We start from the raw sequence: 21,039 nt of genomic DNA, 5'->3' as shown, positions 1-21,039 counted from the left end.
CTCTACAGGGTGAAGCGGCATGGCGATTAACAGCCCCTTCACTGCGTTCCAGGATGACAAAAGGGTAATCAACAGCGCTACCGCCCGAACACGCATCCAAATACTTAAAGCAGGTATTTTACGGTGTTGTAAGCCTTCCGCATTTTATACCGTGTAAGCTCAAATAATAAATATCTTTTTATGTAAAGCAGCAATAGCTTTCTTTTCTCCCTTACGGGATAGCCAAATTGTTTAATGATCAAATTAAAATCACTGATCATCATTTCCATCCGCGCATCATCTTTTATCATACTCCAGATACCGCCAACGTGGTTGCGGTAACAACTCATTACCTCTGGCATGACATATATTTTAAGACCTGTGGTATAGGTTGCAAAAATCTTTAATAGCTTATCGGCAGCAAAAACGTTGAAATACCAGGGCTTCTGGAAAAACTGGTTTACCTGCGGTACATTACGATATACCACGGTGGCTGTTTTGGTTTCTTCCTGCTTCCCCACAAGTAAATCGAGGTACGTATATTCACGCGGTACCGGATTTGGGTGTTCGTGCAGCGTTTTGCCAAACGCGTCAATTACCCGGGTGTAATGGCAACAAACTATGTATTCGGGATGCTGATCTAAAAAATCGACCTGTTTTTGTAATTTATGCTCATCTGTCCAATAGTCATCACCTTCACAAAGCGCAATGTATTTACCTTTACAAGCTTTAAGTGTGTTCATCAGGTTATAATAACAACCCTTGTTTTTTTCATTTGCAATCACTGTAACTTTTGTAGGATAGCTTTCTTTAAAAAATTTAACAACCTCCGATGTACCATCGGTTGAGCAATCGTCTCCAATTACAATTTCAAATTTAAAATTAGTTCGCTGCATGATAAAGCCATCAAGCGCCTGGAAAATAAATTGTTTTTGATTGAAAGTAATACAGCATATGCTTACCACTAATTCGCGCTTTTTCATCATAACTCACTCATTTCGGTTTATTTTGCAAACGATAAAATTAGCTAAAGGTTAAAGTAGATAATGCAGGTTGTAAGCAACTTGTGCCCTTTATTGGATACCGTTTTAATTTAGTGTCTGCAAAACCCTGCAAGTATTGCTCAGCCCAAAGTTCATTTTCCAAATGTATTTAATTGAAAGTCAATGCTATAGAAATTTGTAATAATTTTATAAAATTGTAAATAGCAACCAAATGTTTTACAAAAAGTGTAAAATCTCTTTACAATTAGACACAAACCGGCAAAAAAATACATGTCTGTTTCACAGCTGATTTACAGCTGAAAAGCATTTTAAATTAGCTGAAAAATGAATCATTAATGAACACTAAAAAATAGCGTTGGTACGTTTATTGCAATAAACACATGTCTCAAAGCCGGGTTCATATCAATATTAAATGTTGATTTTTTTTTTAAGAATTAAAAATTTTAATGAAGCAGGCAATAACCTAAAGCATTTAAATGAAATAGACCAAATAATACAAAAAACGAATTGACATGATAGTAATTGGAGCAGGCGGACACGCATTAGAAGTGCTGGATGTGTTATTGGAAAATCCGGTAACTGATGAGATGTTTTTCTATGACGACATCAATATTTCAAACGTCAGATTGCGGAATTACGATGTACTGAAATCAGCAGATGATATTAGAGGTATTTCACATGGTAAATTCAATTTCATTTTAGGCATTGGCGATCCTGCTAAAAGGCGGTTTCTTTTCAACAAGTTTGTTAAACTGGGAGGGGTGTATTGCCCGTTAAAATCCATCACATCTACATTTAGTCAATTTGTAAATAATTTATGTTTCGATGTGATGAAAAATTGTTTCATTGGCTCGGGAGTTGTGATTGGAAAAGGTTGCTTAATAAACACCGGAGCCCAAATTCATCATGGTGTTCAAATTGGCGAATTTACCGAAATTTCACCACGGGCAACCATACTGGGAGATGTAAAGATAGGCTCTAATTGCAGCATAGGCGCCAATGCAACTATTTTACCACGGCTAATTATTGGCTCTAATGTTACCATAGGAGCCGGCTCAGTGGTTACCCACAACATTGCTGGCAATTCTGTGGCGTATGGCAACCCGGCCAGGGTAGTCAACGAGGTACTTACACATTTTTAGTACTTGCCTTTTTTATAGTCCGGATTTTAAACCGGCCAATTGTTTAGGATCGGCAGTATGCGCTAATAGTAAATTGTTGTTGATCGCTAAGCATTAAATTGCCGCAAATGGTGGTCGGTATGTTTATAAACCAAATAGCCAATTTGTTCAGTAGTCATTTTTCCGAAAAATGGATGAACAAAATCATAGTTTGAAAAATCCGAATACTCCTCAACCAGGCCGATCCATTTATTTTTTTCGGCTATAACATCCCCGTTGCCGGTTACTTTAAATCCGGCAACAGTAGGCATATTTTTCTTTACCGGGAGCTCATCTTTAATCATACCTTTCAAAGCCATCCTGCCAAATAAATAACCGATGAAAGATTGTTTATACTTTTGCCTGCCCAATACCATTTCGTCAAAAAGGGTGCAATGTTTCACCATTTGGTAAATATTCATTTTGCCCCATTGCGCAGTATTGGTTTCGTCAAGTTTTTTAATTCGGGTTAATAGTTCCTCCCTGGTTGTTTGGTCAAATATGGTTTTCATAGGCTTCATTATTTTTGAAATGATAGGTTGGCTAATTTAAGAGGTTATCAAACAAAAATAAGTGATAAAGCCTGATAAAAAACACTGCTATGATCCTGTCATTGTTCTGATTTTTACAAACAGCGTGCCTGCTTTGAGTAAATCCCCGGTAATACTTATACTCACCAAAAAGCGAACGGGTATATTTTACTAATTTAATTAGTAAAACCTATGATTTAATCTGCATATTTGTACATCTAAAATGGCGTGGTTTCATGAATGCTTTAGAAAAAAAATCTGCACATCTGAAATTTGTAATCTGCACATATAACAATAATGGCCAAAACTAAATTTGCGTATTTCTGCCAAAGCTGCGGCTTCGAATCGGCCAAGTGGCTGGGTAAATGTCCCTCGTGCCAGCAGTGGAACACCTTCGTAGAAGAGATTATAGATAAGGGTAACACCAACAACGCTGTACCTACATGGAAGGTTACTTCAAACACCCAGCAAAGAGCCAATAAGCCGGTGCAGGTTGCCGATATCACCTTTAGTGAAGAACACCGCATGCTTACTCCCGATAAAGAGTTTAACCGGGTATTGGGTGGTGGTATAGTTGCAGGCTCACTGGTATTAATAGGCGGCGAGCCGGGCATAGGTAAATCAACCCTGATGTTGCAGCTGGCCCTCAACATGCCCAACCTCAAGGTACTTTATGTATCGGGCGAGGAAAGCGAAAGGCAGATTAAGATGCGGGCAGAAAGGCTGGCGATGCCCCCCCCGCCCCCTGAAGGGGGAGCTAAAAAGAATAGCTCATTAATCATAAACTCAGAAACTCCCCCTTCAGGGGGCGGGGGGGCTTGCTACGTGCTTTGTGAAACATCCACCCAAAACATATTTAAGCAAATAGAGGCACTGGAGCCCGACCTGGTGGTGATCGACTCTATCCAAACCCTGCATTCATCGCATATCGAATCTACTCCGGGGAGTGTGTCACAGGTACGCGAATGTACGGCAGAGATGCTTCGCTTTGCCAAAGAAACTTCAACCCCCGTATTCCTGATAGGCCACATTACCAAAGATGGCATGATAGCCGGCCCCAAAATACTGGAACACATGGTTGATACCGTACTGCAGTTTGAGGGCGACAGGCACCATGTATACCGCATCCTGCGCACTATAAAAAACCGTTTCGGCTCTTCGTCCGAGCTTGGTATTTATGAAATGTTAGGCGAGGGCCTCAGGGAAGTATCCAACCCTTCCGAAATACTGTTATCACACCGGGATGAACCTTTGAGTGGCATCACCATATCTGCAACCTTAGAGGGCATGCGGCCTATGCTGATAGAAACCCAGGCATTGGTAAGTACATCGGCCTATGGCACGCCTCAGCGCACCGCTACGGGCTTTGATACCAAACGGATGAGTATGTTATTGGCCGTGCTTGAAAAACGCTGTGGTTTCAGGCTGGCGGCCAAAGATGTGTTCCTGAATATTACCGGGGGCATCAGGGTTGAAGATCCCGCTATCGACCTGGGTTTGGCAGCAGCCATCATATCATCGCATGAGGATATGCCTGTGCCCTTTAAAACCTGCTTTGCCGGCGAGATAGGGCTCTCTGGCGAGATCAGGGCGGTAAACCGTGTAGAACAGCGCATAGCCGAAGCGCAAAAGCTGGGATTCAACCAAATATTTATCTCCAAATACAACCTCCCATCCGGAGGGCAGGACAAAAAACGAATGGACCTATCCCGCTATGATATCGACATAAAAATTGTAAGCAGCATAGAGGAGGTTTTTGGCCAGCTATTTGGATAGCAGGGAATGCTTAAAGCAGAAAGCTCAAAGCAAAAAGCTAATCAAAAAAAAGCTCAGAGAATGTTTCCCTGAGCTTTTTTATTAAAGTCTTGCTTTAAGCTTTTGGCTTTCACCTTTTAGCTTAAAAAGTAGGTAATACTATTTTACGGATGCGGTTATTGCCGGCATCAGCTACATAAATGTTGCCATTGGCATCAGCAGCCACACCTTGTGGTGAATTAAACAAAGCACTTGCTCCAGCACCATCTGCAAAACCTGCAGTTGAACTCCGGCCGGCTAATGGCAATAAAACCTTATCAGTAGTAACTTCAAACACACGACCGGTTTGGTCAGTTATAAACAGGTTTCCCTTAGCATCAATTGCTATTGCTGATGGTGAACCAAGCACCTGGTGTTTTGCATTGCCCAAATAAGTAGTAACAATACCAGCAGATGTAATTTTACGAACAGCATAGTTTTGCGCGTCGGCCACATAAATATTACCGGCAGCATCAATTGCCAGCCCCGATGGTTTATTAAATGAAGCGCTGGTGCCCGTAACCTGGTCAACATAGGCAGATGACCTGTTACCTGCAAACGTTGTTACCACACCAGCTGGTGTAATTTTACGGATAAGGTTGTTACCTCTATCGGCTACGTATATATTACCGGCAGCATCAATAGCAAGGCCACGTGGATTATTAAATGAAGCCGCCGCACCTGTTCCGTCATCATATCCTGCGCTACCGCTTCCGGCCAGGGTACTTACTACGCCTGCAGGTGTAATTTTACGGATAATATTATTACTGAAATCGGCCACATAAATGTTACCTGCAGCATCAGTTACCAGGCTTTGCGGCGCATAAAAACGGGCATTAGCCAATGAGCCATCTACGTAGCCAATGGTTCCGTTACCGGTTAGTGTGCTTACATCGCCGGCGCTGGTAACCTTCCTTATCGCGCTGTTAAATGCATCGGCCACATAAAAACTACCATCGCTGCTAAGCGTAATACCCTGTGGGCTGTAAAAAGATGCAGCGGTACCACTACCATCAACAAAGGCCGGGGCAGCATTACCTGCAAATGTGCTTACTGTACCAACTTTTGAGGTAAGATCACCTCCGGTAGTAAACTCAATTACTTTACCATAACCGGTACCAACAACATTACTTGCATAAGCACGCACATAATATTTAGTATTGATTTTTAACCCTTTCATTTTACTTGTAAAACTTAGCGAGATAACAGTATCCTGGGTTTTTGAATCGGTAATGGTAGGGCTTGTATTTGTAGTGCTCCAGCAAACACCATAATAAGTAATACCAGCGGTAAGTGTTTCGGTGATCAATCCACCGCTGTGGGCACTTGTATCGGCGGCATCTTTAACTACATCGGTAGTAGTAATTACTGGTATAGAGCCAGCCACAGGATCGCTGCTTTTAACGCATCCTGTAACGGCAAAAGCAAAAAGGATTGCCACAAACAGGACTAATTTAGTATGGGTTTTGTTCATTGGGTTGTTATATGAATTAATTAAGCAAGGGTATGTTGTTAGCTGTAAAAATAGTCCAACTTGTTAAAGCTTATTACTTTATTAAGATATTTTAACATTCATTAACATTTTAACAAATGATAGATGCAAATTGAACATAAATAAATGAGTTTACTGTGAACATATACGTTTGGTTACGCTAAAACGTAACAAACAAAATTCAATAAAAAGAGTGGCCAACATTTTACATTTTATGATGTTATTCAGCAATAAACTATAAAATGAAATCAGCGCTGTTAATAGTTCCTGTGTTTTGCACAACAATGGCATTGGCCCAATTGCATACACCGCTGCCACATGGTATGGTTTATGGAAAAAAACCGGATACCACCACCTTAATGACTGCCGCCAAAACGGAGGCATTTATGGGCAAGAAAACACGGATCAGCACGACCATTGAGGGCAAGGTTACGCGGGTGACCAAACAAAAAGGCGGCTGGTTTGAAATGGATGCGGGCAGCGGAAAAATAATTGCAGCTCATTTTAAAGATTATAACATCACCATTCCCCAAAATATAACCGGGCGCAGGGTAATTATTGAAGGTGTTGCTCAAAAGCTATTTATCGCTGATGATCTGCAACACCTGGCCGGTGACACCGTTACCGGAAAAAAGCAACACAAGGTAAAAACAGATGCCAGGAGAAGATTAATTTTTGAGGTGACAGGGCTGATGGTGGATAAGTAGCCTCTTTTTGCCAATAACTTATTTATCCAGGCGTGTAAACGAAAAACTATAGATTATACGGATGCCACCTACTGCCCTTGATCTGTTTTCAGAGCTCAAGATGTCGCCATGGAAGTTAAGATCAATAACGTTTCTTTTGGTGGAGAGCAGCATATACCCTAAGCCAGCGGTTCCGCCGGGGCCGCTATCGCTGAAAGTATCGCCGCCGGCACGAATGAAACCACCCAGGTGCACATAAAACCGGGGCTCCACATAATATCTTCCGGCCAATCCTGCATAAACAACGTAAGGTACCTCTACACCAACCGAGGGTACTATACTAAAACTTTTATTGAGTTTTATTTCGCCCTGGAAAACGATGCCAAAACCTGTAGGATTTTCTGCTGACGTACTAAACGCAGGGCCAAGTCCGATTGCATTTTTCGCCTGTGCATTGGCGTAACCGGTGATAAAAATAAACAGGATAAGGGCTATTACAGCTTTGCAGGCAGTATTCATAAGGTTGATTTAGGGCAAATGACAAAGGCTCCTGAACAGAGCCTTTGAAAAATAATACAATATGTTGAAATTACAAAATACGGATATGCCTAATTAAATTTCGCGTCGCGGGTTAATACTGCCGGCTCCAGGTAAAGGTCTTGAGTGAAAAGCTCTTTTACTTTTTGCGCTATTTCGGCCCGGTTCACGGTAGCGGCTTCACGTTTACATTTCAGGTGATGCTCTTTTGCCACCTTTTCGGCCAGATCGCCAAGCGTTTTTACTTTTAGCTCTTTGCCAAACCTCCCGGCAAGTGCAAATCCTGATCCGGCAACAACAAGGCCTAAAGCAGCCATCATAGGCTGAAAAAAGAACCCGGCTAATGATGCGATAAGTATAAATGCAAATGCAGTTATGATGCCTTGCTTAGGCTGCAGCAGGTTAAGCTGAAAGCCCATTTCTTTTTCTATCTCGGTTATAACTACAATACGATTATCACGGGGAAAGATATCCTCCAGCTTGGTTTGGGGTTTTACAAGCTCTTTAGGGGCGGCAATGGTGGTGTTAATGGCATTCCTGATCTTATAAAATGCCTGCTGTGTGGTACAGCTTTCGTTGTTGGTTTGCTTTACTTTTTCAACTACGATATCGCAAAGTTTGCCGAAGGTTTTAACATCTTTAAAAGATGTATCTTCTAAACTGATATTAAATGATCTTTCAATTTTTACAAGAACGTCATCCAAATCCTCAGGATCAACATTATTTAGGTTGAATGCCTGGTTATTACTCAAATTAACTTTCAAACTATAGCAACTAAATTTAACCATAATTTGCCTGTAACCGGGTGGGGTTACAGGCAACTATTATAAGCGTTTAAACTACAACGTTTAGTAATTCAATATTTTACTACCTGCTCAGGTACATTGATTTCTCTTTGTACAAGTGCCTGAAGTATGGATCCTGCAGGTTAGGTATAAAGCGGATGGATTCACCTGTTGATTTCATTTCGGGGCCTAATTCCTTAGTTACCTCAGGGAATTTATCAAAGGAGAATACCGGCTCTTTTATAGCATAGCCCCATAGCTTACGCTCTATGGTAAAGTCTTTAAGTTTATTAACTCCAAGCATTACTTTGGCGGCAATGTTGATGTATGGCACGTCATAAGCTTTCGCGATAAAAGGCACCGTACGTGATGCGCGCGGGTTAGCTTCAATTACATACACACTATCATTTTTAACCGCAAACTGTATATTCAGCAAGCCACGCACATTTAATGCTTTGGCAATTTTAACGGTATATTCCTCCATGAGGCTGATCACATTGTCAGAAAGATCAAAGGGCGGCAACACCGCAAATGAATCGCCAGAATGGATCCCGGCAGGTTCAATATGTTCCATTAAGCCAATGATATGTACATCATCTCCATCGCTTATCGAGTCCGACTCGGCTTCCGCCGCACGGTCAAGGAAGTGATCTATCAGTACACGGTTACCCGGCAGGTTACGCAATAAGCTTACAACAGCTTTCTCCAGGTCCTCGTCATTAATAACTATACTCATACCCTGTCCGCCTAAAACATAGCTCGGGCGAACTAACACAGGGTAACCTACATGGTGAGCAACCTCAAGAGCCTCTTCAGCGCTTTCGGCAACACCATACTTAGGATATGGAATATCAAGCTCTTTCAGCAAATCTGAGAAGCGGCCACGATCCTCGGCCACATCCATATCATTAAATGATGTTCCGATAATGTTGATGCCATGCTCCTGCATTTTCTCTGCCATTTTCAAAGCAGTTTGCCCACCTAACTGAACTATTACACCGTAAGGTTTTTCCAGTTCAATAATCTCGCGAACATGCTCCCAGTAAACCGGCTCAAAGTATAGCTTATCAGCCATGTTAAAGTCGGTAGATACTGTTTCCGGGTTACAGTTAATCATGATGGCCTCAAAGCCTGATTCTTTTGCGGCTAATAAACCATGCACGCAGCTATAATCAAACTCAATACCTTGTCCTATACGGTTAGGGCCTGATCCTAACACAATAATCTTCTTTTTATCTGAGCAAACGGATTCGTTCTCGCCCTCGTAAGTTGAATAGTAGTAAGGGGTTTTAGCAGGAAACTCGGCGGCGCAGGTATCAACCATCTTGTAAACACGCTTAATGCCCAATCCCTTGCGGCGCTGGTAAACATCCTCTTCGGTTACGTTACCTAAAATGTAGGCAATCTGCGTATCCGAGAAACCTTTTTGTTTAAGGGTGAAGAAGAATTCCTCTGGAATGTTATTCAGTGAATAACGGCGCAGTTCGTTCTCTAAATTAACTACATCCATGATTTGGTTCAGGAACCAGCGATCTATCTTGGTAACTTTACGTACCGATTCAATAGGCACACCTAAGCTTAATGCATCATAAATATGGAACAACCTATCCCAGCTTGGATGCTCAAGGCTGTACATGATCTCATCCAGGTTGCGGCTCTGGCGACCGTCGGCACCTAAACCGGCACGACCAATCTCCAAACTCTGACAAGCTTTTTGCAACGCTTCGATAAAGCTGCGTCCAATACCCATCACTTCGCCTACTGATTTCATTTGCAGGCCAAGCTCTTTGTTTGCGCCTTTAAACTTATCAAAGTTCCAGCGGGGTATCTTAACGATCACATAATCCAAAGTAGGCTCAAAATAGGCCGAAGTTGTTTTGGTGATCTGGTTTTCTATTTCATCAAGGTTGTAACCTATGGCCAGCTTGGCAGCGATTTTAGCAATTGGGTAACCTGTTGCTTTTGATGCCAGTGCCGATGAACGCGAAACGCGTGGGTTAATTTCAATAGCGATGATAGATTCATCGGCAGGGTTAACCGAGAACTGTACGTTACAGCCGCCGGCAAAGTTGCCAATGGCCCGCATCATACGGATAGCCTGGTTACGCATATCCTGGTAGCAGCGGTCGCTCAGGGTCATGGCCGGGGCCACGGTGATTGAATCGCCGGTATGGATTCCCATCGGATCAAAATTCTCGATAGAGCAGATGATGATCACGTTGTCGTTACTATCGCGCAGCAGCTCTAATTCGTATTCCTTCCAGCCTATAACGGCCTGCTCAACCAAAACCTCGTGGGTTGGCGATGCCTGTAGGCCTTTGTTTAAAGCGGCGTCAAAATCTTCTTTTTTATGAACAAATCCTGCTCCTTTACCACCCAGTGTATAACTTGGGCGAATAACCAGCGGGAAGCCAATCTCCTGTGCGCCTTCTTTTCCTTCTAAAAAAGAGTTGGCAATTTTTGATTTTGCAACACCTACACCAATATCAACCATTAATTGACGGAAAGCCTCGCGGTTTTCTGTTTTTTCAATTGCGGCTATATCTACACCTACAATTTTAACACCGTATTTTTCCCAAATTCCACGTTCGGCAGCCTCAATACAAAGGTTGAGCGCGGTTTGGCCGCCCATGGTAGGCAGTACAGCATCAATTTTTTGTTCGGTAAGTATCTGTTCAATACTTGCGCAGGTGAGTGGAAGCAGGTAAACATGATCCCCAATAACCTTATCCGTCATGATAGTTGCCGGATTGCTGTTGATGATGGATACGGTAATACCTTCTTCTTTAAGGGAAAGGGCGGCTTGTGAGCCAGCGTAATCAAATTCGCAGGCCTGGCCAATAATGATGGGACCAGAGCCAATGATCAGAACGGATTTGATGGAATTATCTTTGGGCATAGGGCTTTTTTTTAATTCAAAAGTTCTAAGTCAAAAGTTACCGGCTTTTTGCAAGCCTGTAAACGATTTTTCCTATGCACTGAAGGCGAGAAATCCCGACCTCAGTGTCGGGGTGCAAAGATAGGGTTTTGTTAAACACAATTAATCTTTTTTTTGAATTAATATTTATATTTTATGTACATCCTTAAATTTGAGCATTTGGATGAGTTTAAGCTCCTTTTCGGTATCAAACCCGCATGATGTATTAAAATTTTGTGGATTTACGTAGGTGCCAAATAACATATCCCACCAAACAATATCGCCGTAATTACTGGTATGTTTTTCATACTCGTGGTGTATGCGATGCATTTCGGGTCTTTGAAAAATGTAGCCAATCCATTTAGGGGTTTTTATATTGGTATGATAAAAAAACTCGCCCAAAGCGGTGCATAAGGTGTATATAGCTCCGGCTTCGGGATTTAGTCCCAGTAGGGAGTACACATCTTTCCACCCGGGATTGTTAAAAAAAAATGTCATTTCGATGGAGCATGGGGAGGAATGAGCGGGGCGCGAAAGAGAAATCCTATGCGACAGGCGTCGACTATGCAGGCGTCGAAGATTTCTCCTCACCACGGCGCTCAATTCCCGTTCTGGTTCGCTCGAAATGACATTTTCTTTTATTAATAAGAGATGGATACATCAACAAGCCGCCTATCACAGCCGTTTACAACTATCTCCGGGGGGACGATTTTCATCTCCTCTCGTATACATATTTATATTATTCAATACCTGCAATAAGCCTGTTGTTTCCATAAAATCTTAATATATTTATAGTGTGTAAATTACCTAATAAACCAATTAAACTTGTAATTGTAGTATTCTACAATTACCTTACGGCGATAATCATGATGAAGAAACCAACATTTTTTTTGCTTGCTGCTATTTTGTTTTTAGGAAGTTGCGGTATGCTGCAGTCAATAATGAAATCTACTTTTCCTTATACTGCCGATCTGGCAATCCCTGCATCGTCAAAGGTAGGTGAGCCTCATACGGCCATAAGCATTGCAAACAGTTTCGATCAGGATTTTACAAAAGACGGTAACAACGCCAACAGAATCAGCGAGGTTCGTATTATCTCGGCTAAATTACAATCCAAAGATCCGTCAGATTATAATATTGGCAACATTGAGGCATTAAGAATTTATATGTCAAAAACCGATGGCAGCGACGAGGTTTTAGTGGCTGTACGTAAGGATATTACCCCAAACGTAGGCAATAGCATTGTTCTTGATATTGATAACTCCCACTTTTTGGATGAGCTTGTACGCCAGCCGAGCGTACGCGTAAGAATGGTTTATTTGCTGCGCAAAGCCTCCGACGTTGATATCAGTTTAAAAGTATCACTTGGCATCGGCGCCGAACCGAGGCAGCGATAATTTGTTAATTACTGCTTAAACAGATGTTATACAATTAACTCATCTGGCGCATGAGCAATTGCAGAGCAAGCTAAAGCGACATTTTTAAGGGCCGCCGCAGGAATTTATTGGGGAAAAAGAATGCTGTTATTTAATCAGCTTATTATCGCCATCCGGAAATACCAATATTGGCTCATACACACGGGCTTCTTCCCTCTCCATATATGCGTATGACATGATGATAACCACATCGCCAACCTGGGCCAGCCGTGCGGTAGCACCGTTTAGGCAAACCGTGCCGTTGCCACGCTCGCCTTTTATAACATACGTTTCAAAACGGGCGCCGTTGTTATTATTTACGATCTGAACTTTCTCATTAGGTATAATATTGGCTGCCTCAATCAGATCTTCGTCAATTGTAATACTGCCCACATAATTCAGTTCCGCCTGTGTTACCTTCACCCTGTGAATTTTGGACTTTAATATCTCAATAATCATGGTGCAAAGTTATAAATAATTCGGTCCATTGTTAATGGTCGATAGTCCATGGATTGTAAAATGATTATCACCTGCATTTTAGCTATAAATAACCCAATTAACATGCCCTAAATAGGACCATCTATTCATTAATATATCAACATATTATCTATCAATCTCGTTTTACCGGCGCGGGCAGCCACCAGGGCAACTACTTTTTTTGTAGCGGCGGTAATCGGTTTCAGGGTATCCCCATCAACTATTTCAAAATATTCAGGGATAATGCCAGGTTCGTTATTCAGCATCTGCTCTGCCTGTTGTTGTAGCTCTGGTATGCTATCCACATTAAAATGCGCCTTAACCCAGCCCAGGGTTTTAGATAAGATGAGCGCGTGCTCCCTGTCATAAGCTGTTAAATGAACATTCCTTGAGCTCATGGCCAGCCCATCGGTTTCGCGCTGTATGGGGCACATCACCAGTTTAACAGGCATGTTCAGCAGTTCAACCATTTTAGTGATTACCATAACCTGCTGGTAATCCTTTTGGCCAAAAAAAGCCATATCTGGTTTAACAATATTAAACAGTTTATTTACCACATGCATCACACCCTGGTAATGCCCCGGCCTGAATTTGCCTTCCAGCAAATGCTCCATATCGCCTATGTCCAAATGCCATTTCTCATCGTCATCATAAATTTCGCTTACAGTTGGATTGAACAAAATATCGCAGCCTGCCTGCTCCAGCATAGCAATATCTGCAGCTATCGGGCGGGGATATTTTTCTAAATCTTTAGGGTCATTAAACTGTGTAGGGTTTACAAAAATGCTGCAAACAACCTCGGTGCACACTTGCTGCGCCTGTTTAATTAATGATATATGGCCGTTGTGAAGCGCGCCCATAGTAGGAACAAAGCCAATAGTTTTGCCCGTTTTATAGGTAAAATACTGCGCTACCTCTTGCCTGGTGGTAAATATTTTCAATGCAATTTAAATTACAAAATTTGGCAAAGGTGTACTTTTTTGTAAAAAATTCCAAAAGTTACTTGCATAATTCGTTGACAGTTTATATAATAATGATTACATTTGCAAACTCAAATTTTTTGACTTCTTTACATATTTTTAATACTGATTAAGTGATGGGTAAATCTAAGCTATTGTTTATAACTCATGAAATGTCTCCTTTCCTTGAACTCACAAAAATTGCTGAAATAACAAGACAACTTCCGCAGGCAATGCAGGAGAAGGGTTACGAGATCCGTATCCTTATGCCTCGTTTTGGCAATATCAATGAGCGCAGGAACAGACTTCATGAAGTTATCCGTTTATCGGGTATGAATATTATTATCAACGATAATGATAACCCGCTGATCATCAAGGTAGCATCTATCCCGGCAGCACGTATGCAGGTATATTTTTTAGATAATGAAGAATATTTTCAGCGTAAACATGTGTTTGGTGATAAAGACGGCAAATTTTACGCCGATAACGATGAAAGGATGATCTTCTTTTGCAAAGGTGCATTGGAGACAGTTAAAAAATTAGGCTGGGCTCCTGATATCATCCATTGCCATGGATGGTTAAGCGCTTTGGTACCTGCTTATTTAAAAACTACCTACAAAGACGATCCGACATTTAAAAATTCAAAGATCATCTATTCCATCTATGAAAATGACTTTAAGGACAAGTTGGCTAATGATTTCGCCCAAAAAGCAATCATGAGCAACATGACCGAAGAGCATGTGGATACCTATAAGGAAGGTACAAATTCTGCGCTATATGCAGGCGCCATTCAATACTCTGATGGCATTGTTTTGGGCAGCGAAAATATCGATGCAGATGTGTTAAATAATGTTAAAAACAGCAATAAATCGGTTTTAGAATTTGATTCTACCGCAGATTTCGAAAATTATTACAATTTTTACGACGAAATTACCAACGACGAATTGGTGCATGTTGCATAATACTTAATATTATATATGAAATTTTTCCGATTAGACTTATTGACCCTGTTAATAAGTCTTTTTATTTTGAATAGCTGTAAGCGCCAGGATGGCATTGGTTTAGGTATTGATACATCAAACCAGATAAGCGGTAACTTAATTGTTGATACCAATGTGGTTATCAATACCGTTGCCGAAGACTCTTCCACGGTAATTACATCAGGCCTTACCAAAACACCACTGGGTGATTTTGTTGATCCTGCTTTTGGCACAGTTAAAGCAAATGTTGCCTTAGGTATGCTTTTGCCTACCGCTCCTTATACGGTGCCTCCGGGTACGCTTACCATTGATTCGGCTGTATTGGTATTGGGGTATGCAAATGGTTTTTATGGCGACTCAGTAGCTACACGTTACAAGATCAATGTGTATCAGCTAAAAGTGAAGCCGCTTAATCAAACCTACTATAGTAACCAGCACTGGGATAATGAGGCAACCGTTTTAGCAACCAAAACATTTACAGCTAACACGCATGATAGTTTAACAATTGCCAGGATACGTAAAGACACAATTGATACTGTGCAAAGGGTAGCCCCTCAATTACGCGTAGCATTCAGCAAAAAATTCATTTATGATAACCTGTTTAATGCAAGTGGTACTCAATTATCATCTGACGCGGCTTTTCAAAATGCCGTTAAGGGTTTATACCTTACTGTAGAAAGGGCTCAGCCATCAAATGCAGGCGGTACTTTACAGTTAAATCTTGCTTCTACTGCATCTCATTTAGATATTTTTTACAAGGCCAAAAACGACACGACAACCGATACAACAACCGTGTCATTAACCTTCCCGATACATGCGGCAGAGATCATCCACAAATATAATTCAACCATAACTGCAGCCAGGGCCGCCACAACTACACAAGCCACTTTTTACTTACAAGGCTTAGGTGGTTTACGCAGTAAGATTTCTTTCCCTGGACTGAGCAAGCTTAATCCGGATTCAATTGTACTAAACCGTGCCGAACTGGTTATAACACCGGTACAAGGTTCAGGAATACCATATGCGCCTTTTTCTAAATTGACAATGTATCAATTGGATATTGCACATCAGCGTATCCTGATACAGGATGCTTCGTCAACTGATGCCCGTTACCAGGCTGGTTTATTTGGCGGCTTTTATACCCGAACAACCAAAGAGCCTGTTAAAGCCTACCGTTTTGTTATCACCGGCTACATTCAGGACCTGATCCGTAAAAAGACGGTGGATTACGGAACTTACATAGCTCCTATTGATACCACCGAGGTAAATTCAACAACAGGTGCATCGGGTATTGCTACAAGTGTACAAACCGCTGCCCGCGCTATACTGATCGGTAACGATAAAAATTCACCTTACCGCATTAAGTTGAATATCATTTATACCAAGATCCCCAAGTAAAAAAACTTCAAGTTAAATAAAAAGAATCCCCGCTTAGGGGATTTTTTTGTTTAAGCCAACAGCACTTCTTAAAAATAATTTTTAAGTAAGTAAAAACCTTGCACTATTCTCAAATAATTAAAATAATTAGCTGTGAAGTATGTTATATAGCTGATTATTTTTGCTCCATTTACATTTTATAAAATTTACTATGTGCGGAATTGTTGGTTATATAGGTTACAGGGATGCTTATCCCATCATTATAAAAGGCCTTCATCGTTTAGAGTACCGGGGCTATGATAGCGCCGGCGTAGCTTTATTTGATAAGGAACTTAAAGTTTACAAAAAGGCCGGAAAGGTTGATGACCTTGAAAAATTTGTTAAAGATATTGACCTTAAAGGGACAGTAGGCATGGGCCATACCCGTTGGGCCACACACGGTGCTCCAAGCGATCGTAACTCTCACCCGCACTCTTCAGGTAACCGTAAGCTTACCATCATTCACAATGGCATCATCGAGAATTATGGCATCATCAAGGAAACACTTACCGCCAAAGGCCATGTTTTTAAAAGCGATACCGACACAGAAGTTTTAATACACCTGATAGAGGATATTCAGGACGAAACCGGCCTTGATCTGCGCGAAGTAGTAAGGGTGGCCCTGAACAAGGTTATAGGTGCTTACGCTATTGTGATCATGAGTGCCAATGAGCCCGATTTGCTTATAGCAGCCCGGAAAGGCAGCCCTATGGTAATTGGTGTTGGTAAGGGCGAATACTTTGTTGCATCTGATGCTACGCCTATTGTGGAGTACACCAAAAACGTGATCTATTTAAATGATAACGAAATTGCCTTTATTAACCGCGATAGCCTGCTGATAAAAAATATCGATAATTCGGTACAAACCCCATATATTCAGGAACTCGATCTTAAGCTGGAAATGCTGGAAAAAGGCGGCTACGATCATTTTATGCTGAAAGAGATCTATGAGCAGCCACGTTCTATCCGCGATTGTTTACGCGGCCGTATTTACCCGCAGCAGGGCAAAGTACAACTGGGTGGGATAAAAGAATACACCGAGAAGCTAAAGAATGTAGACAGGATCATTATTATTGCCTGTGGAACCTCATGGCATGCCGGCTTAGTAGGCGAGTACCTCATTGAGGAATATGCCCGTGTACCTGTAGAGGTTGAATATGCATCGGAGTTTAGGTACCGAAATCCTATTATTACAGAGAAAGACCTGGTTATAGCCATTTCCCAATCCGGCGAAACCGCCGATACCATGGCAGCCATTGAATTGGCCAAAGAAAAGGGAGCCACCATTTTTGGTATTTGCAACGTAGTTGGGGCATCTATACCCCGCACTACACATGCGGGAGTTTATACCCATGCCGGGCCCGAGATAGGTGTAGCATCAACCAAAGCATTTACCGCACAGGTGAGTGTTTTAACCCTTATCGCTTTTTACATAGCGCAACAACGCGGCACAATAACCCAAAGCAAACTGGTTGAATATTTAACCGAGCTTGATGAAATACCGCAGCTGGTTGAGCAGGCTTTAAAATGCAATGACCATGTAATGAAGATTGCCGCTAAGTTTAAAGACTCCACCAATTGCCTATTCCTGGGCAGGGGTAGCTCGTTCCCGGTTGCACTGGAAGGTGCTTTGAAGCTAAAGGAAATCTCTTACATACATGCGGAAGGCTATCCGGCTGCCGAAATGAAACACGGCCCTATCGCCTTAATTGACGATGACATGCCAGTTGTGGTAATTGCTACCCAAAGTTCATCGTACGAGAAAGTGATCAGCAATATACAGGAGGTTAAAGCCCGCAAAGGCCACGTAATAGCAATAGTTACCGAGGGTGATACAGAAGTTAAAGCGATGGCCGATTATGTGATTGAAATCCCCGCAACCAACGAAGCTTTTGTGCCGCTGCTTGCTACCATACCATTACAGCTATTGGCTTACCACATTGCTGTAATGCGCGGCTGTAACGTTGATCAGCCAAGGAATTTGGCCAAATCTGTTACGGTAGAGTAGTTATAGATATGAGATGTTAGATATGAGATTTGAGAAAGCTTCAAAAGCGTTTCAAATCTCATTTTTGTTTAATATCCTTTTCCGGTGTCCTCACAGCGGGTACAGATTTCAAATCTCATTTTTGGTTAAAGAGAAAAATACCCCTTCCGTTGTTTGTGTGTTCACAAACAACTATGAGAGCGGCTTTCTGCAAGCTGTTTGTGAGGACACAAACAGCGGGTACAAAAGACTAATAATAGAAAAAGCGATGGTTTAAACCATCGCTTTTTCTATTATATTGGAGCCTGCAAACTGCAAACCAAAAACTGCAAACTAACCTAAGCCGGCATTTGTTTCATGGTTTCTGCCAAATCAAGCTCGAGGCCTTTGGCAATAGCCATACCTAAGTTAATATCAGCCCTAAACCAGTGACAAAGCTGGCGGTTGGTGATAATGTCCTTCTTAGGGCCATCTATGCCACTCATAGAGTTCACGATATTGTTGATCAGATCCTGTTTGGCCTGCGCATCCATTAAACGATACAAGTCGCCTGGCTGCGTGTAATGATCGTTCTCGCCTTCCGCGTTCCTGTCATACCAATCGCCTACCGAGTTTCCAAAATCCCAGGCAGGTTCTTTGTAGCTTTGATCGGCTTCAATATCATCAAAGCTGTTTGGGAAATAGTTAGGTCCCGAACCACCATTGCCGTCAACCCTCATTTGTCCGTCCCTTTCATAATTGCTTACCAGGTAGGGGCATTTATTTACCGGAATTTGCTCATAATTACCTCCTAAGCGGTAACGGTGGGCATCCGGGTATGATAATATCCTTCCCTGTAACATTTTATCGGGCGAGTAGCCAATACCATCTACCACGTGCGCCGGGGCAAAAGCAGCCTGCTCCACATGAGCAAAATAATTGTCGGGATTTTCATTAAGTTCCAACACACCTACATCAATCAGCGGATAATCTCCATGTGGCCATACTTTGGTCAAATCAAAGGGATTAAGGTGGTACGTTGCAGCATCAGCTTCCGGCATTACCTGTATTTTCAGGCTCCATTTTGGAAAGTCACCGTTATCAATATGTGTCAGCAGATCGTGCTGGGCAAAATCAGGTGCTTTACCACGCATATCTGCAGCTTCTGCATCTGTAAAGTTTTTAATACCCTGCTGGGTTTTGAAATGGAATTTCACCCAAAATCTTTCGTTTTTGGCGTTGATGAACGAAAATGTATGGCTTCCAAAGCCATCCATATGGCGATAGCCGTAAGGTGTGCCTCTATCACTCATCAGGATAGTTACCTGGTGAAGGCTTTCGGGATTAAGCGACCAAAAATCCCACATCATGGTAGCGCTTTTGCTATTGGTGTATGGATCGCGTTTTTGGGTGTGGATAAAATCACCAAACTTTTTAGCATCCTTTATAAAAAACACCGGGGTATTGTTGCCAACCAGGTCCCAGTTACCATCTTCGGTATAAAATTTAATAGCAAAGCCACGCGGGTCGCGCTCGGTATCTGCTGATCCCTTTTCGCCGCCAACGGTAGAAAAACGTAAGAATACCTTTGTTTCTTTACCAATCATGTTAAATATCTTAGCACGAGTGTATTGCGAAATATCATGCGTAATGGTGAGCTTTCCATAAGCGCCGGAACCTTTTGCATGTACAACACGCTCAGGGATACGCTCACGGTTAAAATGCGCCATTTTTTCATGCAGTATAAAATCCTGCAGCAAAATTGGCCCCCTTGGTCCCGCGGTTTGGGTATTCTCATTTTCCGCATAAGGCTTGCCAGAGGCAGTGGTCAGCTTTCTTTTATTGGTTTCCATATAGGTTAGTTTTATTATATCAAACTTCACAATAATAAATCAATAGAAAAAATCAATAATTGCTATGTTTGTATAGAATTTATCTATATGACAATTACCCAACTCGAATACATAGTAGCCGTTGACACTTACCGGAGTTTTGTGTTAGCCGCCGAGAAATGTTTTGTTACCCAGCCAACCCTGAGCATGCAGGTGCAAAAGCTGGAGGATACCCTGGGCGTAAAGCTATTTGACCGCAGCAAACAGCCCGTAACACCTACCGAAATAGGTATAGAAATAATTACCCAGGCACGCGTTATGCTGTCAGAAAGTGAGAAGATTAAGGAGATCATCACCGACAGGCAAAAGGAATTATCCGGCGAATTAAGGGTTGGCATCATCCCTACCATTTCACCTTATATATTACCAAAGATAATCCATGGCTTTATTGAGAAGTATCCGCAGGTAAAATTGATAGTATGGGAGCAAACCACCGAAGAGATAGTTCAACAGTTAAAGCTGGGCATGATTGATTGCGGTATCCTATCTACCCCACTGCACGAAAATAATTTAACAGAGATCCCCGTGTTTTATGAAAATTTTGTAGCCTACGTATCCAAACACAGCAAGCTGTCCAAAAAGAAAAGCATCACACCAGATGATATTGATATGGAAGAGATCTGGATCCTGAACGAGGGGCATTGCATGCGTGAGCAGGTATTAAACATCTGCCAACGCCGTAAAGCGACTAAAGGATTTCAGCATTTTGAATATAATACCGGCAGTGTGGAAACCCTTAAACGCATGGTTGACCAAAACAATGGGGCAACCATATTGCCCGAACTTGCACTGGCCGAACTTTCTGACAAACAATTAGACAAGGTGCGCTATTTTAAATCGCCCGAGCCCGCCCGTGAAGTGAGCATTGTGATACAACGCAATTTTTTAAAGCGCCGCATGATAGAAGCCTTAAAAAACGAAATACTTGAATTTGTACCCAAACGAATGAAAAGTAAAAAGAAGAAAGAATTGATGGACATTTAATTGATGTGCAGATTTCAGATGTGCAAATATGCAGATGAAGAATGATATTGTTTAATGACTTCTTCA

Annotated in this window: 18 protein-coding genes; 8 read left to right on the top strand and 10 right to left on the bottom strand. The window is 41.9% G+C overall.

The window, feature by feature from the left end; translation table 11 throughout:
• Positions 1 to 104: 104 nt before the first annotated feature.
• Positions 105 to 965 carry a glycosyltransferase family 2 protein gene (locus AC1D0K_RS15730; protein ID WP_295716535.1) on the bottom strand — a complete coding sequence of 287 codons (861 nt, stop codon included), beginning with the start codon at positions 963 to 965 and terminating at the stop codon, positions 105 to 107.
• A gap of 530 nt (positions 966 to 1,495) precedes the next feature.
• Here AC1D0K_RS15730 and AC1D0K_RS15725 point away from each other — a divergent pair.
• Positions 1,496 to 2,125, top strand: coding sequence for an acetyltransferase (locus AC1D0K_RS15725; RefSeq protein ID WP_295716534.1), 630 nt, complete (start codon positions 1,496 to 1,498; stop codon positions 2,123 to 2,125).
• Positions 2,126 to 2,211: 86 nt separating this feature from the next.
• Here the strand turns inward: AC1D0K_RS15725 and AC1D0K_RS15720 are convergent, their stop codons facing one another.
• The gene (locus AC1D0K_RS15720) at positions 2,212 to 2,655 is read right to left on the bottom strand and encodes a DUF1569 domain-containing protein (protein WP_477397099.1); all 444 of its coding nucleotides are present in this window, start codon (positions 2,653 to 2,655) and stop codon (positions 2,212 to 2,214) included.
• 315 nt (positions 2,656 to 2,970) lie between these two features.
• Between AC1D0K_RS15720 and radA the strand changes: the two genes are divergently transcribed.
• On the top strand, positions 2,971 to 4,449 hold the full coding sequence (gene radA / locus AC1D0K_RS15715; protein ID WP_477397097.1) for a DNA repair protein RadA: 1,479 nt from the start codon (positions 2,971 to 2,973) through the stop codon (positions 4,447 to 4,449).
• A gap of 121 nt (positions 4,450 to 4,570) precedes the next feature.
• Here the strand turns inward: radA and AC1D0K_RS15710 are convergent, their stop codons facing one another.
• Positions 4,571 to 5,941 carry an NHL repeat-containing protein gene (locus AC1D0K_RS15710; protein WP_477397095.1) on the bottom strand — a complete coding sequence of 457 codons (1,371 nt, stop codon included), beginning with the start codon at positions 5,939 to 5,941 and terminating at the stop codon, positions 4,571 to 4,573.
• A 260-nt stretch (positions 5,942 to 6,201) separates the two neighbouring features.
• Here AC1D0K_RS15710 and AC1D0K_RS15705 point away from each other — a divergent pair, with 260 nt between their 5' ends.
• Complete coding sequence (locus tag AC1D0K_RS15705; RefSeq protein WP_477397093.1) at positions 6,202 to 6,666, top strand: DUF4920 domain-containing protein; 465 nt, start codon at positions 6,202 to 6,204, stop codon at positions 6,664 to 6,666.
• An 18-nt stretch (positions 6,667 to 6,684) separates the two neighbouring features.
• Here the strand turns inward: AC1D0K_RS15705 and AC1D0K_RS15700 are convergent, their stop codons facing one another.
• The 4 genes from AC1D0K_RS15700 to AC1D0K_RS15685 form a co-directional block, all read right to left on the bottom strand.
• Entirely contained in the window at positions 6,685 to 7,164 is a 480-nt protein-coding gene (locus tag AC1D0K_RS15700; protein ID WP_477397091.1) for a hypothetical protein, read from the bottom strand.
• An 89-nt stretch (positions 7,165 to 7,253) separates the two neighbouring features.
• Positions 7,254 to 7,946 carry a hypothetical protein gene (locus tag AC1D0K_RS15695; protein ID WP_477397090.1) on the bottom strand — a complete coding sequence of 231 codons (693 nt, stop codon included), beginning with the start codon at positions 7,944 to 7,946 and terminating at the stop codon, positions 7,254 to 7,256.
• 103 nt (positions 7,947 to 8,049) lie between these two features.
• Positions 8,050 to 10,866 carry a carbamoyl-phosphate synthase large subunit gene (carB, locus tag AC1D0K_RS15690; RefSeq protein ID WP_295716507.1) on the bottom strand — a complete coding sequence of 939 codons (2,817 nt, stop codon included), beginning with the start codon at positions 10,864 to 10,866 and terminating at the stop codon, positions 8,050 to 8,052.
• Positions 10,867 to 11,031: 165 nt separating this feature from the next.
• Positions 11,032 to 11,382, bottom strand: coding sequence for a sterol desaturase family protein (locus tag AC1D0K_RS15685; protein WP_477397087.1), 351 nt, complete (start codon positions 11,380 to 11,382; stop codon positions 11,032 to 11,034).
• A gap of 368 nt (positions 11,383 to 11,750) precedes the next feature.
• Here AC1D0K_RS15685 and AC1D0K_RS15680 point away from each other — a divergent pair, with 368 nt between their 5' ends.
• A complete protein-coding gene (locus AC1D0K_RS15680) occupies positions 11,751 to 12,281 on the top strand; it encodes a hypothetical protein (RefSeq protein WP_295716504.1) in 531 nt (176 codons plus the stop codon).
• Positions 12,282 to 12,407: 126 nt separating this feature from the next.
• Here AC1D0K_RS15680 and panD read toward each other — a convergent pair whose 3' ends face one another.
• Positions 12,408 to 12,758 (bottom strand): aspartate 1-decarboxylase, encoded by a 351-nt coding sequence (gene panD / locus AC1D0K_RS15675; RefSeq protein WP_477397084.1) that lies wholly within the window; start codon positions 12,756 to 12,758, stop codon positions 12,408 to 12,410.
• Positions 12,759 to 12,886: 128 nt separating this feature from the next.
• On the bottom strand, positions 12,887 to 13,717 hold the full coding sequence (gene panC, locus AC1D0K_RS15670) for a pantoate--beta-alanine ligase (protein ID WP_477397082.1): 831 nt from the start codon (positions 13,715 to 13,717) through the stop codon (positions 12,887 to 12,889).
• Positions 13,718 to 13,872: 155 nt separating this feature from the next.
• Between panC and AC1D0K_RS15665 the strand changes: the two genes are divergently transcribed.
• From AC1D0K_RS15665 to glmS, 3 genes are all read left to right on the top strand, one after another.
• A complete protein-coding gene (locus AC1D0K_RS15665) occupies positions 13,873 to 14,697 on the top strand; it encodes a glycogen/starch synthase (protein ID WP_295716500.1) in 825 nt (274 codons plus the stop codon).
• 15 nt (positions 14,698 to 14,712) lie between these two features.
• Positions 14,713 to 16,113, top strand: a complete 1,401-nt coding sequence (locus AC1D0K_RS15660) for a DUF4270 family protein (protein WP_295716499.1) — start codon at positions 14,713 to 14,715, stop codon at positions 16,111 to 16,113.
• 190 nt (positions 16,114 to 16,303) lie between these two features.
• On the top strand, positions 16,304 to 18,139 hold the full coding sequence (gene glmS / locus AC1D0K_RS15655) for a glutamine--fructose-6-phosphate transaminase (isomerizing) (protein WP_477397077.1): 1,836 nt from the start codon (positions 16,304 to 16,306) through the stop codon (positions 18,137 to 18,139).
• 317 nt (positions 18,140 to 18,456) lie between these two features.
• Here glmS and AC1D0K_RS15650 read toward each other — a convergent pair whose 3' ends face one another.
• Positions 18,457 to 19,950: a catalase gene (locus AC1D0K_RS15650; protein ID WP_477397075.1), complete on the bottom strand. Its 1,494-nt coding sequence runs from the start codon at positions 19,948 to 19,950 to the stop codon at positions 18,457 to 18,459.
• An 87-nt stretch (positions 19,951 to 20,037) separates the two neighbouring features.
• On the opposite strand from AC1D0K_RS15650, the gene AC1D0K_RS15645 reads away from it, so the two are divergent.
• On the top strand, positions 20,038 to 20,973 hold the full coding sequence (locus AC1D0K_RS15645) for a hydrogen peroxide-inducible genes activator (protein WP_295716494.1): 936 nt from the start codon (positions 20,038 to 20,040) through the stop codon (positions 20,971 to 20,973).
• Positions 20,974 to 21,039 lie beyond the last annotated feature (66 nt).

This window comes from Mucilaginibacter sp. P1_A3 (assembly GCF_056406855.1).
This window is presented reverse-complemented; position numbering and strand designations above follow the sequence as displayed.

Coding starts and splice junctions, on each gene's coding strand:
- AC1D0K_RS15730 (WP_295716535.1), bottom strand. CDS start 965: ATGATGAAAAAGCGCGAATTAGTGGTAAGCATATGCTGTATTACTTTC.
- AC1D0K_RS15725 (WP_295716534.1), top strand. CDS start 1,496: ATGATAGTAATTGGAGCAGGCGGACACGCATTAGAAGTGCTGGATGTG.
- AC1D0K_RS15720 (WP_477397099.1), bottom strand. CDS start 2,655: ATGAAAACCATATTTGACCAAACAACCAGGGAGGAACTATTAACCCGA.
- radA (WP_477397097.1), top strand. CDS start 2,971: ATGGCCAAAACTAAATTTGCGTATTTCTGCCAAAGCTGCGGCTTCGAA.
- AC1D0K_RS15710 (WP_477397095.1), bottom strand. CDS start 5,941: ATGAACAAAACCCATACTAAATTAGTCCTGTTTGTGGCAATCCTTTTT.
- AC1D0K_RS15705 (WP_477397093.1), top strand. CDS start 6,202: ATGAAATCAGCGCTGTTAATAGTTCCTGTGTTTTGCACAACAATGGCA.
- AC1D0K_RS15700 (WP_477397091.1), bottom strand. CDS start 7,164: ATGAATACTGCCTGCAAAGCTGTAATAGCCCTTATCCTGTTTATTTTT.
- carB (WP_295716507.1), bottom strand. CDS start 10,866: ATGCCCAAAGATAATTCCATCAAATCCGTTCTGATCATTGGCTCTGGT.
- AC1D0K_RS15685 (WP_477397087.1), bottom strand. CDS start 11,382: ATGACATTTTTTTTTAACAATCCCGGGTGGAAAGATGTGTACTCCCTA.
- AC1D0K_RS15680 (WP_295716504.1), top strand. CDS start 11,751: ATGATGAAGAAACCAACATTTTTTTTGCTTGCTGCTATTTTGTTTTTA.
- panD (WP_477397084.1), bottom strand. CDS start 12,758: ATGATTATTGAGATATTAAAGTCCAAAATTCACAGGGTGAAGGTAACA.
- AC1D0K_RS15665 (WP_295716500.1), top strand. CDS start 13,873: ATGGGTAAATCTAAGCTATTGTTTATAACTCATGAAATGTCTCCTTTC.
- AC1D0K_RS15660 (WP_295716499.1), top strand. CDS start 14,713: ATGAAATTTTTCCGATTAGACTTATTGACCCTGTTAATAAGTCTTTTT.
- glmS (WP_477397077.1), top strand. CDS start 16,304: ATGTGCGGAATTGTTGGTTATATAGGTTACAGGGATGCTTATCCCATC.
- AC1D0K_RS15650 (WP_477397075.1), bottom strand. CDS start 19,950: ATGGAAACCAATAAAAGAAAGCTGACCACTGCCTCTGGCAAGCCTTAT.
- AC1D0K_RS15645 (WP_295716494.1), top strand. CDS start 20,038: ATGACAATTACCCAACTCGAATACATAGTAGCCGTTGACACTTACCGG.